Source organism: Streptococcus sp. 714, assembly GCF_013277115.1.
GTDB lineage: Bacteria > Bacillota > Bacilli > Lactobacillales > Streptococcaceae > Streptococcus.
In genome coordinates this window covers 13,541-28,347 of the sequence record NZ_VMMH01000007.1, presented here as the reverse complement: position 1 = coordinate 28,347, position 14,807 = coordinate 13,541, and the positions used below count along the sequence as shown (strand labels likewise).

The window sequence follows — 14,807 nt, the reverse complement described above, 5'->3', positions numbered from 1 at the left end:
TTTTGTAAAGAGAGTTGTAAACATAATTTACACAAAATTGACAGATAAAAATTTGAATATTTCCGTATTTTCTAGTAGAATAAATATATTACACATATAGGAGAAAAACATTGCTTACAGTATCTGATGTTTCACTACGTTTTAGTGATCGCAAACTTTTTGATGATGTCAATATCAAATTTACAGAAGGAAATACCTATGGATTAATCGGTGCTAATGGTGCCGGAAAATCAACCTTTTTAAAAATTTTAGCTGGAGATATCGAACCTACTACTGGTCACATCTCTCTTGGTCCAGATGAGCGTCTCTCTGTTCTCCGTCAAAATCACTTTGACTATGAAGATGAACGTGCCATTGATGTCGTTATCATGGGAAATGAAAAACTTTATAGCATCATGAAGGAAAAAGATGCTATCTACATGAAGGAAGATTTCTCAGATGAGGATGGCGTGCGTGCTGCCGAACTTGAAGGAGAGTTTGCCGAGCTTGGAGGCTGGGAAGCAGAGAGTGAAGCCTCTCAACTCCTTCAAAACCTAAACATTCCAGAAGAATTGCACTACCAGAATATGAGCGAATTGGCCAATGGTGAGAAAGTAAAGGTTCTCCTCGCCAAAGCACTTTTTGGTAAACCAGATGTTCTTCTATTGGACGAGCCTACCAACGGTTTGGACATCCAATCAATTACATGGTTAGAAGATTTCTTGATTGACTTTGATAACACAGTTATCGTAGTATCCCATGACCGTCACTTCTTAAACAAAGTATGTACTCACATGGCCGACCTTGACTTTGGAAAAATCAAACTCTATGTCGGAAACTATGACTTCTGGAAGGAATCTTCTGAACTCGCTGCTAAATTGCTAGCAGACCGTAATGCCAAAGCAGAAGAAAAAATTAAGCAATTGCAAGAATTCGTTGCTCGTTTCTCTGCCAATGCTTCTAAATCAAGACAAGCAACCTCACGTAAGAAAATGCTTGACAAGATTGAGCTAGAAGAGATTGTGCCATCTAGTCGTAAATATCCATTTATTAACTTTAAAGCAGAACGTGAGATCGGTAATGATCTCTTGACAGTAGAAAATCTAACTGTAAAGATTGATGGTGAAACTATTTTAGATAATATCAGCTTTATCTTGCGTCCAGGTGATAAGACAGCTCTTATTGGACAGAATGACATCCAAACGACTGCATTAATTCGTGCAATCATGGGAGACATTGACTATGAAGGAACTGTCAAGTGGGGAGTTACTACTAGCCGTTCTTACTTGCCAAAAGATAACTCGGCCGATTTCGCAGGGGGAGAATCAATTCTTGACTGGTTGCGTCAATTTGCAAGTAAAGAAGAAGATGACAATACTTTCCTACGCGGTTTCCTAGGCCGTATGCTCTTCTCTGGAGATGAAGTTAACAAACCTGTAAACGTCTTGTCAGGGGGAGAAAAAGTTCGTGTCATGCTTTCAAAACTCATGCTCTTGAAGTCAAATGTGCTTGTACTTGATGACCCAACCAATCACTTGGACTTGGAATCTATCTCAAGCTTGAATGACGGATTGAAAAACTTTAAAGAATCAATCATCTTTGCCAGTCATGACCACGAGTTTATTCAAACTTTGGCTAACCATATCATTGTCTTGTCTAAAAATGGCGTCATCGATCGTATCGATGAAACCTATGATGAATTCCTAGAAAATGCAGAAGTACAAGCAAAAGTTAAAGAACTTTGGAAAGACTAAATAAAACTTCAAAACTCAGTTGGGTTAACCAGCTGAGTTTTCTAACATTTTATGAGGTAACATGAAATTATTTTTTAAAACATATTGGAACTATTTTGTTTCTTTCATCATTCCTGTATTGATTATGACAGGAGTATACCTATCTCAAGGTATCTACTGGAATAGTGACAACTCTCCTCTATTAGGAGATGGCTTTCATCAATACGTTATTTTTGATATAGCTCTAAGGAATATCCTACATGGAAATGGTAGTTTGTTTTACACCTTTACAAGTGGTCTAGGACTAAACTTCTATGCCCTATCTAGTTATTACTTGGGTAGTTTTCTCGCGCCTCTGGTTTACTTTTTTGATTTAACGAATATACCAGATGCTGTCTATCTGACAACTCTCTTAAAATTGGGATTGATTGGTCTGTCAACCTTCTTTAGTCTAAATAGATTATTTAAAGATATTCCGAAATCTTTAAAACTAGCCTTATCCACTTCTTATGCTCTGATGAGCTTTACCGTTAGTCAGTTAGAGATAAAAACCTGGCTGGATATTTTTATCTTGATTCCTTTCATTATAACTGGTTTACACCTACTTATAACTGAAAAGAAATTCTCATTATACTTTACAAGTCTGTCAATCTTATTTATCCAAAACTATTATTTTGGCTATATGACAGCATTGTTTCTTATTTTCTGGTATCTCTGTCAAATTTCTTGGGACTTTAAAACTCGAAAATCATCTTTTCTTGATTTCATAATCACCTCCGTTTTAGCTGGCATGGCTAGTTTGATTATGACTCTTCCAACTCTGTTTGATTTACAGACACATGGGGAAAAATTGACTGAAGTTACAAAGTTTCAAACTGAAAGTAGCTGGTATCTTGATCTCTTTGCTAAGCAATTCATTGGTTCTTTTGACACAACAAAGTATGGGGCCATCCCAATGATTTTTGTTGGACTACTCCCCTTTATTTTGACCATTTTATTTTTTACGCTGAAATCTATTAAGTTTCCCGTGAAACTTATCTATTCAATCTTCTTTACATTTTTAATTGCAAGCTTTTATATAGAAGCTCTTGATTTATTTTGGCAAGGCATGCATACTCCAAACATGTTTTTACATCGCTATGCTTGGATTTTCTCTACCTTGTTAATCTACACAGCAGCGGAAGTCTTAAATCGTCTGAAAGAAATTAAAATCTGGAACTTTTTAGTTTCACTTTTTCTTATAGTAACAGGATTTTTAACTACTATCTATCTAAAATCACATTATTCTTTTTTAACAGATTTGAATATTCTGCTTACTCTTGAATTTTTGGTTGTCTATTCGCTTTTACTCCTTGCAGTTATCAAAAAGTTTATCTCTGTAAATCTATTTGCTATTCTAATCTCTTTATTTATAATGGTTGAAATAAGTTTAAATGCTTCATCTCAAATGGACGGAATTGCAAATGAATGGGGATTTGCTTCTCGAAGTGCATATAGTAGAGATATCCGAGCTATGGAATCTTTCTCAACATATATTGGGAATTCATTTACTCGTACTGAGAAACTACAAACTCAGACAGGAAATGACAGTATGAAATTTAACTACAATGGAATCTCTCAATTTTCATCTGTTCGAAATCGTTCAGCAAGCTCTACTTTAGATAAACTTGGTTTTAAATCCTCTGGGACTAATCTCAATCTCCGTTATGCAAATAATAGTATTTTGGCTGATAGTTTATTTGGCATCCAGTATAATATCTCAGACAGTCCTATTGATAAGTATGGTTTTAAAGATATCTATCAAAAAGATAATCTTACCCTATATGAAAATCAATACTCTCTTCCGATTGCCTTTGCTAGTCAATCTATTTACAACAATGTCAAGTTCACTGAACATACTTTAGATAATCAAGCCTCGTTTTTAAATCAACTTGCTGACGTCAATTTTGATTATTTTTCTCCAATCTCCTATGAAAAAACAGAGAATACTGATGATTTGATTAGTGTTACAAGTTCTTCAAATGAGGATGCAGCAATCCAATATCAAATTGAAGTGCCAGAAAACAGTCAAGTTTATCTTTCTTTCACAAACCTTCACTTTTCTAATGACAAACAAAAAAAGGTTGACATCCTTGTAAATGGGGAAAAGAAAACTTTTACAACTGATAATGTCTTCTCCTTCTTTAATCTAGGATATACTAAAGAGAAAAAAACTTTCAATATTCATGTTAGTTTCCCTGGAAATTCACAGGTATCATTTGAATCTCCTACCTTCTATCGTTTAGATACCAAAACTTTTACCGAGGCAATTCAAAAAATTAAAGAACAACCTGTCACAGTATCAACTTCTAAAAATAAGGTCTTTGCTACATATGATGTCAAACAAGATACGTCGATTTTCTTCACCATTCCTTATGACAAAGGTTGGTCTGCCTACCAAGATGGTAAGAAAATAAAAATTAACCAAGCTCAAACTGGCTTTATGAAAGTTGACGTTCCTAAGGGAAAAGGAACTATTACACTTTCCTTTATTCCCAATGGGTTTGTTATTGGAGCAATCTGTTCCTTTACTTCTCTTTTACTATTTGCAATCTATAATCACAAACGAAAGTCATCTAAGACATAAAAAAATCGACCAGTTGGTCGATTTTTTTAATTTTCTTCCATTTTCTTAGGTCGATAGGCTAGCATACCTAAACCAGTAAATAGGGCTAATATCACAGCAAGGAAAATGACTTGATGATGAATATTTCCTGTCATAGAGATTGTTTGTCGTAATCCCGAAACCGAATAACTCATTGGTAACCAGGGATTAATAGCTCTAAAGAAATCATTTGTCAAGGCAAGTGGATAAGTACCTGCACTTGATGCTAACTGTAATAATAGCAAAATAAGAGAGAAAAAAGCTCCTATACGGCTATTCCATGTTGTTAATGCAGTTACCATAGACATAAATGTTAAGCTTGCGATAATAATTAAGAACAAGGTTCTCATTTCATGATTTGCTGTTAGACCAATAAGATGAACGCCACCATAGACTAAGAAAGCGGCTAAAACAGCTATAACTCCATTTATCTCAAAGCGAGATTTGAACCAAGCCCAGCGAGTTTCAGGATGACGACCTGAAGGTAATTTAGCAAAAATCATATTTGTTGATAATGCAGCGACAAAGAGAGCGACTGATATCATATAAGGAGCCATAGCAATCCCATTTACAGGAACTTGATCATTGTCTGTTTTTGAAAGATTGAGTGAATTTGACAAAATCTCTGCATTTTGATATTCCGTAGATGCTGATTTGAGTTGATCACTAGCATTACCTAGTCCTTGTCCTAAAGAAGCAACTCCTGTCTGTAAATCTTCCAATCCAGAAGTTAACTTTGTTCCACCTTCTGCAAGTTTCCCAGATCCATCTGCCAATTTATTAGCTCCATTCTCTAATTGAGAAGCACCTGAAAGTAACTGACTGGATTTGTCTGCTAATTGACCAGATCCTGATTGTAATTTATCAACTCCTGCCATTAATTCTTGACTCTTTTGATTCAATTGGTTAGAGCCAGTTGATAATTTTTCAATACCAGATACTAATTCTGGAGTTTTTTCAACTAATTGACCAACTCCTGCTGTCAAGATAGAAGATTTTTGTGTCAAGGTGTTTGAGCCTGAAACTAGTTGATCCAAACTACCTGTCAAGGTGGAATTCTTTTCACTTAGTTGACTTGCACCCTGAGAAACTTTATCAACACCTGCAGTATATGCATTTACACCTGATGTAATCGACTGACTGGCAGGAACTAATTTACTCGTCACTGCTCCTTGTATTTCTGTTAATCCACTTGACAATCCTGTCAAAGAAGTAGAAGCAAGCGGTAATACTTGATTAGCTTGATCTTTTAACGTTGAAAGATTTGAAGATTTATTTTGTAAGTTTTTTAAACCTCCCTGTAAACCTTGTACTAAAGCTACAATTGACTGAGCTGATTGAATACTATCAGTCGAATTTTGAGGTACAGAAGCACTTATCTCAGCTTGTTGCTCACTTGTCAAGGATTGATAAGCTGCTGTCGATTGAATATTGGCTAATGTAGTCGCTTTTTCAGACTGAGTACTTGCTAGCATTTGATTAGAAAGAGATACTATACTTGATAAAACAGAATCTAACTGTTTTGTATCTCCAACATCAATATTTTGAATAGCTTGATTTAACTGACTCAGACCAGAAGATAATTGATTAATTTGATCTTTTTTCCCAGACAAAGAATCTAACTTGCTAGAAAGTTGTTGAATCCCTTCACTTAATTGCTCCACCCCCATTCGAAGGGTAGCTGATTGACTAGATAACTGATTAGCACCTGTTGCAAGATTTCCCACTCCGTTTGTATAGGCACTAACACCAGATGAAAATTGATTAAGACCAGTATTGAGCTGAGAAACACCGCCAGTATAGGCCTCTACACCAGTATATAATTGATTGATTCCTCCTACTAATTCAGGACTTTTAGAAGATAATTGACCTAACCCTCTATCTAATTTACTCACTGCACCAGTATATGTAACTAAACCACTATTAAAATTCCCTAAGCCAAGATGAAGTTGTTCAACACCAGAAACATAAGAGGATAATCCTTTAGTAAACTGCTCCGTTCCATTTGAAAATGTTAAACTTGAAGCTGCTAAAGAGTGTAGGTTAGTAGTCAATGTTTGACTACCTGTCACTAACTGATTCGCTCCATCAGTTAATTTTTCACTACCATAAGCTGCTTGACTCATACCATCCTTTAAATCGATCATTTTGTTAAATAAAGCTTTAGTATAGGTCTCAGTTACATTTGTAGAAACATTCTGCTTTAATTGTGTCATCGCAGAATCGCTCATCTTGCTAGCAATAAAACTATGACCACTTGAAGTCTGATAATCGATTTGCATTTGCTCTGGATGATTCGTTAAAATAGAAGCTGCTTTTTCAGATAAATCACTTGGTAAAGTCACTACCATATAGTAATCGCCATCTTCCAATCCCTTCTTTCCTTCATCTTCATCTACAAAATGAAAATCCAAGCTTTTATTTTCTTTTAAATTGGACACCATGTCTTTTCCTATTGCCATGGTATTACCGTTATAGGAAGCCTCTTTATCATTATTGACAACTGCCACAGGTAAGTCAGACAATTGCCCATATGGATCCCACATTGATGACAAAAATATGATATTGTACAGAGCTGGAATAAGAGAAATCCCTATCATGACAATAATAAAGGTTGGTTTTTTTAAAATTGCTTTCCATTCTTTAAACATAGCTTCTCCTTTTTTAAACATATTGTCTAAAATTTTGATATAATAGATTATACATTAAAAAATCTAAATTACAAGATAAAAAATACATTTTTAGACAGATAGTCTAATTTGTTTACAAGGAGGAAATATGCAAGAAAGTAACAAACGCTTAAAAACAAAGCGAACTATTGAAAATGCTATGGTACAATTACTGATGGAACAGCCATTTGATCAAATTTCTACTGTCAAGTTAGCAGAAAAAGCCGGAATTAGTCGTTCCAGCTTCTATACTCACTATAAGGATAAGTATGATATGATTGAGCACTATCAAAGCAAGCTATTCCATACATTTGAATATATTTTTCAAAAACATGCTCATCACAAAAGAGATGCTATTTTAGAAGTATTTGAATATCTAGAATCAGAACCACTTCTGGCTGCCCTTCTTTCTGAAAATGGGACTAAAGAAATCCAAAATTTCTTAAGAAATAAACTTCATATCATGCTCAGTACGGATTTACAAAAGCAATTTATGCAACTGAATCTAAATACCACTGAATTAGAATATAGTAGCATCTATCTAACTCATGCACTTTTTGGTGTCTGTCAAACTTGGATTGCACATGGAAAAAAAGAAAGTCCTCAAGAAATAACAGACTTCCTTATGAAGATGCTTGGTAATGCAAATTGATATAAAAAGAGGAACACAGTTGTGTTCCCTTTTATCTATACTCCGCCAGTAGGACTCGAACCTACGACATCATGATTAACAGTCATGCGCTACTACCAACTGAGCTATGGCGGATAAAATAGTCCGTACGGGATTCGAACCCGTGTTACCGCCGTGAAAAGGCGGTGTCTTAACCCCTTGACCAACGGACCTTCTATCTGTAGCAGATATAACCATTATATCAATTTCTTACTAATTGTCAATCACTTTTGAGATTTTTTCTCTAAAATATCTTTTAACTTTCTAATTTTTAACCTTGAAATAGGACAGCGATGGTCTTCATAGAAAACAACTTCTAGATTCTTTCGATCAATTTCTCTGATATTGCCTATATTTACCAAAAATGACTTATGAGGAGAATAAAATCGCTGAGTATGTTTGTCCTTTTCCTGAATATCTGTCATGGTACCGTAAAACTCTTTGGCAAAATTCTTACCAATAATGCGCAATTTATGAGAGACTCCTGTTGTCTCAATATACAAAATATCATGGTAAGGAATTTTTAAATCATTTCCCTTGTAATTATAATCAAAATAATCTACAACATCTTCATTTTCAAGTAACATACTCTTCGTGTAGAAGATGTTTTGCTCAATTCTCTTCTTAAACATCTCATCATTGATATCCTTATCAACAAAATCTAGGGCTGATACCTGATATTTATAGGTCAAAGTCGCAAACTCTGATCTACTGGTGATAAAGACGATAATAGCGTAAGGATTGTAATGACGAATGAGCTGAGCCACTTCAAATCCCTTTTTCTCAATTCCATGAATATCGATATCTAGGAAATAAAGCTGATTTACTTCATCATTTTCAATGTATTCTTCAAATTCACGGACTTTTCCCGTTGTCTTGTATGATATTGGAATATTCGATTCTTTCGAAATTTCATCCAATATTCTCTCTAGTCTCACTTGATGTTCAATAACATCTTCTAAAATTAAAACTTTCATTCAAATTCCCTCTTAAATCTAATAATTTGTCTAAATGTACTGCCTTCCATCTCTGTTTCTAAAATAATATTGTTGTACTTATCTAGTAGTTCTTTCACATTATTTAATCCTACTCCGCGATTTCTTCCCTTAGTGGAGAATCCTAAAGCAAATAAATCTCCTGAAGGAGTCATCGTCATTTTACATGAATTCTGAATCACAATAACTGTTTCAGTTTCCATCTTAATAACTGCTACTTCCATCTGCTTTTTATAGCTATCAGCCGATCCTTCGACAGCATTGTTCAATAAAACGCTCATGATACGAACCAAATCCAATAGTTCAATTGGGAGCTTGGTAATCGTATCTTTTACTTCCAGTGTAAACTCTACACCATTATTTCGAGCATAGACAATGGACTGAGCAACCAAACTTCGTAAAGCTGAATCTTCTATGTTATTCAAATCAAAGTAAGTATACTTATCTGAACGCAGTTTGTGATTAGCTTTGACCAAAACTTCATTGTAAACTCTGTCAATTTCCTGTAAATTACCACTGTCAATTGCCATCTGCATACTAACAAGCATTCCAGCATAATCATGTCGAAATCCACGGATTTCATTATACAGTCCAACAATTTCATCTGTATAGTTTTGTAAATGTTTCTGTTCAAATTTCTTCTGCTTCAAAGCAATCTCTTTTTCCATTTGTTCTTTATAAGAATTCATTGCAAAGAAGGTCAAAAGTAACGAGATAAAAACAATAGATGATAAAATACTTCCAAAACTATTTAAATGTTTAATCGTACTTACCATATTTGAAACGAAAGATACAATATGGAGCAGTAGTAAGGCAAAAAATACTTTTTTCAAGAAAGGATAAAGGTAGTCCTTGTCAAAATATGCTAGTTCCAAATGGAAATAATGAATGATTTTTAAAACAACAAAATAGGTCAACACCGTTACAACGAAAAAGAATAGGCTATAATATTGTAAAACAAAATTGTCTCCTGTTATAGAGGAGAACGTTACGGACAGAAAGTTATGAGTGCTCTCATATAAAAGAGATAGTAGTAAACTTAGAAATAGTCCTCTATCCCTCTCATACTGTTTCATCCATCGAAAATAGGAATATAAGCCCAAAGGAAATAAAAATCTTGCAATCCCTAACCCATCTAAATATAGGAGATAAAAGGGAAGTTCAAGTACTGCTTCTACTAGTAATGTATAGATACCAAAAACGTATAGTTCCTTTGCTTTTATTTGACCTTTACAAATTAAATGGTAACTGTGACTAATAATTAAAAAATGAACAAGAACTATCCCAAATCCAAATAAATCCATTACTCTTTCCCCTTATTTCATTACTTTTTTCGTCGGAAAAGAAAATCAAGGAGAATGTCAGAAACCCTACTTTCCCCACCTTGAATCTTTTGTAAGTCTTTTTCCTTCAAGACTACAAACTGTTCCAATTTAACTATGTTTTTCATAATAAAATCTCCTCAATGTTTTTTTCTTGTAAGCTAACTTACAAAAACCATTATACAAAACGGAATTTCATTTTAGATAAAATTCTCTCAACTGTCATTTTTTTCTCCCCAAGTGTACTTTTTTAAGAAAAAAGCCGGGAAAATTCCCAGCTTTGCTACTATATTGATCCCAGCAGGATTCGAACCTGCGACCGTTCGCTTAGAAGGCGAATGCTCTATCCAGCTGAGCTATGAGACCTAACACAATCATTCTACCAAAAATTCAATTAAAAGTCAATTTTCTATTTATGGTAGGGTGATCCCTGCTGAATCGTAAAAGCGCGATAGATTTGTTCAGCAAGGACTAGTCTCATTAACTGATGAGGCAAGGTTAAACGGCCAAAACTAACAGAAAGATTAGCTCTATTTTTTACAGCTGATGATAATCCTAAACTTCCCCCAATAATAAAGGTAAGAGTAGAAAATCCTTTTATAGAAGCTTCTTCTAACTGCTTACTAAATTCTTCCGAAGAGAAAGTTTTCCCTTCTATAGCCAACACAATAACGAAATCACGGTCACCAACTTTTGATAAAATTCGCTGACCTTCTATTTCTAAAATTTTTTGATTTTCTGACTCACTGGCCCTATCTGGTGTTTTTTCATCTGCTAGCTCAATCATTTCAAGCTTAGCAAATCGAGAAATTCGTTTTGAATACTCTGAAATACCATCTTTTAAATACTTTTCTTTCAGTTTCCCAACTGTTACAACTTTAATTTTCATGACTCTATTCTAACATATTCTCTATTTTTTCACACCTTATTCACAAAATAAAAGGTTAATTTTAACTGAGAAAACCACAGATTTTTGAAAGTTATCCACAATCTGTGAAAAACTTTTGTGTTTAAGTTATAATTAAGCTAGTCAGTTTATACTTTCAGTAATTTCAAATCAAATGGAGGCAAATATGAAACATTTAAAAACATTTTACAAAAAATGGTTTCAATTATTAGTCGTTATCGTCATTAGCTTTTTTAGTGGTGCCTTGGGTAGTTTTTCAATAACCCAACTAACTCAAAAAAGTGGTGTAAGTAACTCCAACAACAATAGCACTATCACACAGACTGCCTATAAAAACGAAAATTCAACAACGCAGGCTGTTAATAAAGTAAAAGATGCCGTTGTTTCTGTTATTACTTATTCAGCAAATAGACAAAATAGCGTATTTGGTAATGACGATACTAATACAGATTCTCAGCAAATTTCTAGTGAAGGATCTGGGGTCATTTATAAAAAAAATGACAAAGAAGCTTACATTGTCACCAACAATCACGTTATAAATGGCGCCAGTAAAGTAGATATTCGCTTGTCAGATGGGACTAAAGTTCCTGGAGAAATCGTCGGAGCAGATACTTTCTCTGATATTGCTGTCGTCAAAATCTCTTCAGAAAAAGTGACTACAGTAGCTGAATTTGGTGATTCTAGTAAGTTAACCGTAGGAGAAACTGCTATTGCTATTGGTAGCCCATTGGGTTCTGAATATGCAAATACTGTCACTCAAGGTATCGTATCTAGTCTCAATCGAAATGTATCTTTAAAATCTGAAGATGGACAAGCCATTTCTACAAAAGCCATCCAAACTGATACTGCTATTAACCCAGGTAACTCTGGTGGACCACTGATTAATATTCAAGGACAGGTTATCGGAATTACATCAAGTAAAATTGCCACAAATGGAGGAACCTCTGTAGAAGGCCTTGGTTTCGCAATTCCTGCAAATGATGCTATCAATATTATTGAACAGTTAGAAAAGAACGGAAAAGTGACGCGTCCAGCTTTGGGCATCCAAATGGTCAATCTCTCAAATATTAATACAAGTGATATTAGAAGACTTAATATTCCAAGCAGTGTAACATCTGGTGTAGTTGTTCGTTCTGTACAAAGTAATATGCCTGCCAATGGTCACCTTGAAAAATACGATGTTATTACCAAAGTAGATGACAAAGATATTGCTTCATCAACAGACTTACAAAGTACTCTTTACAACCATTCTATCGGAGACACCATTAAGATAACTTACTATCGTAACGGTAAAGAAGAAACTACATCTATTAAACTTGACAAGAGTTCAGGTGATTTAGAATCTTAATTGACATCTATGTAAAGAAAACTTTACATAAGAGAAAAGATGTGTTAGTGTAGAATCATGGAAAAATTTGAAATGATTTCTATCACAGATATACAAAAAAATCCCTATCAACCTCGAAAAGAATTTGATAAAGAAAAACTACATGAACTAGCACAGTCTATCAAAGAAAATGGGGTCATTCAACCGATTATTGTTCGTCAATCTCCTGTGATTGGTTATGAAATCCTTGCAGGAGAGAGACGCTATAGGGCTTCACTTTTAACTGGTCTGACGTCTATCCCAGCCGTTGTTAAACAACTTTCAGACCAAGAGATGATGCTCCAGTCCATCATTGAAAATTTGCAAAGAGAAAATTTAAATCCAATAGAAGAAGCACGCGCCTATGAATCTCTTGTAGAGAAAGGATTTACCCATGCTGAAATTGCAGATAAAATGGGCAAGTCTCGTCCTTATATCAGCAACTCTATTCGCTTGCTGTCCTTGCCAGAACCGATCCTCTCAGAAGTAGAAAGTGGCAAACTATCACAAGCCCATGCACGTTCGCTAGTTGGGTTAAATAAGGAACAACAAGACTATTTCTTTCAACGAATTATAGAGGAAGACATTTCTGTAAGGAAGTTAGAAGCTCTTCTAACAGATAAAAAACAAAAGAAACAGCAAAAAACTGATCATTTCATACAAAATGAAGAAGAGCAGTTAAAAAAACTACTCGGATTAGATGTAGAAATCAAACTGTCTAAAAAAGATAGTGGAAAAATCATTATTTCTTTTTCAAATCAAGAAGAATACAGTAGAATTATCAACAGCCTGAAATAAGGCTGTTCTTTTATTTTTTTATCTCACAAGGTTATCCACTATTTTTTTCGATAAAAAGCTTAATAAATCAATAGTTTCTGATTTTATCCCCAACCTGTGGATAAAACTTGATAACATTGTGGATTATTTTTCACAGCTTGTGGAAAATTCTTACTATCTATGGTAAAATAAGTCTAGCATTAAACTTTTAAACAATTAGTAAAGGAGGAGAACGGATTGAAAGAAAAACAATTTTGGAATCGTATCTTAGAATTTGCGCAAGAAAGACTAACTCGATCCATGTATGATTTCTATGCTATTCAAGCTGAACTCATCAAGGTAGAAGAAAATGTTGCTACTATATTTTTACCACGATCTGAAATGGAAATGGTCTGGGAAAAACAACTAAAAGATATCATTGTAGTAGCTGGTTTTGAGATTTATGATGCTGAAATAACTCCCCACTATATTTTCACAAAACCTCAAGATACGACTATCTCACAAGTTGAAGAAGCTACAAATTCAACTTTATATGACTATAGTCCAAAGTTATCATCTATTCCTTATTCGGATACTGGATTAAAAGAGAAGTATACCTTTGATAATTTTATCCAAGGGGATGGAAATGTTTGGGCTGTATCAGCTGCTTTGGCTGTCTCTGAAGATTTGGCTCTGACCTATAACCCTCTTTTTATCTATGGAGGACCGGGACTTGGTAAGACTCACTTATTAAACGCTATTGGAAATGAAATTCTAAAAAATATTCCGAATGCGCGTGTTAAATATATCCCTGCTGAAAGTTTTATTAATGACTTTCTTGACCACCTAAGACTTGGAGAAATGGAAAAGTTTAAAAAGACCTACCGCAGTCTTGATCTTTTGTTAATCGATGATATCCAGTCACTCAGCGGAAAAAAAGTCGCAACTCAGGAAGAATTTTTCAATACCTTTAATGCGCTTCATGACAAGCAAAAACAGATTGTCCTAACGAGTGATCGAAGTCCAAAACATCTAGAAGGGCTCGAGGAGAGGCTTGTCACGCGCTTTAGTTGGGGATTGACACAAACTATCACACCCCCTGACTTTGAAACACGTATTGCCATTTTACAAAGTAAAACGGAACATTTAGGCTACAATTTCCAAAGTGATACTCTAGAATACCTAGCTGGGCAATTTGATTCAAATGTTCGAGACCTTGAGGGAGCCATCAATGACATCACTTTAATTGCCAGAGTAAAAAAAATCAAGGATATCACTATTGATATTGCTGCAGAAGCTATTAGAGCTCGCAAACAAGATGTTAGCCAAATGCTCGTCATCCCAATTGACAAAATCCAAACTGAAGTTGGTAACTTTTATGGTGTTAGCATCAAAGAAATGAACGGAAGCAGACGCCTTCAAAATATTGTTTTGGCTCGTCAAGTAGCCATGTATTTATCTAGAGAACTAACAGATAATAGTCTTCCAAAAATTGGGAAGGAATTTGGTGGAAAAGATCATACAACAGTCATTCATGCCCATGCAAAAATTAAATCTTTGATTGATGAAGACGATAATTTACGTTTAGAAATTGAATCAATCAAAAAGAAAATAAAATAACTTGTGGATAACTTTCGCTTTTTTATCTTTTTTATCCACATTTTTTAAACAAGCCAAAAAACTTGATATGACTTACCTTAAGTCTGTTTTCCACAGATTTCACAGACTCTATTATTACTATTATCCTTCTAATACTAAAAATAAAT

Annotated in this window: 11 protein-coding genes and 3 tRNA genes; 6 read left to right on the top strand and 8 right to left on the bottom strand. The window is 34.5% G+C overall.

Annotation, left to right across the window (positions count from 1 at the left end; genetic code table 11):
• The first annotated feature begins 110 nt into the window (after positions 1-110).
• Together HT718_RS02480 and HT718_RS02475 are read left to right on the top strand one after the other, a co-directional pair.
• Positions 111-1,733: an ATP-binding cassette domain-containing protein gene (locus tag HT718_RS02480; RefSeq protein ID WP_000958774.1), complete on the top strand. Its 1,623-nt coding sequence runs from the start codon at positions 111-113 to the stop codon at positions 1,731-1,733.
• Positions 1,734-1,794: 61 nt separating this feature from the next.
• Positions 1,795-4,338 (top strand): YfhO family protein, encoded by a 2,544-nt coding sequence (locus HT718_RS02475; RefSeq protein ID WP_173267055.1) that lies wholly within the window; start codon positions 1,795-1,797, stop codon positions 4,336-4,338.
• A 26-nt stretch (positions 4,339-4,364) separates the two neighbouring features.
• Here the strand turns inward: HT718_RS02475 and HT718_RS02470 are convergent, their stop codons facing one another.
• Entirely contained in the window at positions 4,365-7,007 is a 2,643-nt protein-coding gene (locus HT718_RS02470; protein WP_173267053.1) for a YhgE/Pip domain-containing protein, read from the bottom strand.
• A gap of 127 nt (positions 7,008-7,134) precedes the next feature.
• Here HT718_RS02470 and HT718_RS02465 point away from each other — a divergent pair, with 127 nt between their 5' ends.
• Complete coding sequence (locus tag HT718_RS02465) at positions 7,135-7,677, top strand: TetR-like C-terminal domain-containing protein (RefSeq protein ID WP_070478116.1); 543 nt, start codon at positions 7,135-7,137, stop codon at positions 7,675-7,677.
• 40 nt (positions 7,678-7,717) lie between these two features.
• Here HT718_RS02465 and HT718_RS02460 read toward each other — a convergent pair.
• The 7 genes from HT718_RS02460 to rlmH all read right to left on the bottom strand — a co-directional run bounded on the left by HT718_RS02460 (position 7,718) and on the right by rlmH (position 10,901).
• A tRNA-Asn gene (locus HT718_RS02460) sits at positions 7,718-7,791 on the bottom strand.
• A 5-nt stretch (positions 7,792-7,796) separates the two neighbouring features.
• A tRNA-Glu gene (locus tag HT718_RS02455) sits at positions 7,797-7,868 on the bottom strand.
• A gap of 51 nt (positions 7,869-7,919) precedes the next feature.
• Positions 7,920-8,672, bottom strand: coding sequence for a competence system response regulator transcription factor ComE (comE, locus tag HT718_RS02450; protein ID WP_000866069.1), 753 nt, complete (start codon positions 8,670-8,672; stop codon positions 7,920-7,922).
• A complete protein-coding gene (comD, locus tag HT718_RS02445) occupies positions 8,669-9,994 on the bottom strand; it encodes a competence system sensor histidine kinase ComD (protein WP_000362878.1) in 1,326 nt (441 codons plus the stop codon). The genes comE and comD overlap by 4 nt, the downstream gene beginning before the upstream one ends.
• A gap of 20 nt (positions 9,995-10,014) precedes the next feature.
• Positions 10,015-10,140 (bottom strand): competence-stimulating peptide ComC, encoded by a 126-nt coding sequence (gene comC, locus HT718_RS02440; protein WP_000790481.1) that lies wholly within the window; start codon positions 10,138-10,140, stop codon positions 10,015-10,017.
• Between the two features lie 164 nt (positions 10,141-10,304).
• Positions 10,305-10,378 (bottom strand) — tRNA-Arg (locus HT718_RS02435).
• A 43-nt stretch (positions 10,379-10,421) separates the two neighbouring features.
• Positions 10,422-10,901, bottom strand: a complete 480-nt coding sequence (rlmH, locus tag HT718_RS02430; RefSeq protein ID WP_000695946.1) for a 23S rRNA (pseudouridine(1915)-N(3))-methyltransferase RlmH — start codon at positions 10,899-10,901, stop codon at positions 10,422-10,424.
• A gap of 184 nt (positions 10,902-11,085) precedes the next feature.
• On the opposite strand from rlmH, the gene HT718_RS02425 reads away from it, so the two are divergent.
• The 3 genes from HT718_RS02425 to dnaA all read left to right on the top strand — a co-directional run bounded on the left by HT718_RS02425 (position 11,086) and on the right by dnaA (position 14,661).
• Complete coding sequence (locus tag HT718_RS02425) at positions 11,086-12,267, top strand: trypsin-like peptidase domain-containing protein (RefSeq protein ID WP_173267051.1); 1,182 nt, start codon at positions 11,086-11,088, stop codon at positions 12,265-12,267.
• 57 nt (positions 12,268-12,324) lie between these two features.
• Entirely contained in the window at positions 12,325-13,083 is a 759-nt protein-coding gene (locus tag HT718_RS02420; protein ID WP_173267049.1) for a ParB/RepB/Spo0J family partition protein, read from the top strand.
• A 216-nt stretch (positions 13,084-13,299) separates the two neighbouring features.
• Positions 13,300-14,661 (top strand): chromosomal replication initiator protein DnaA, encoded by a 1,362-nt coding sequence (gene dnaA, locus HT718_RS02415; protein WP_173267046.1) that lies wholly within the window; start codon positions 13,300-13,302, stop codon positions 14,659-14,661.
• Positions 14,662-14,807: the final 146 nt, after the last annotated feature.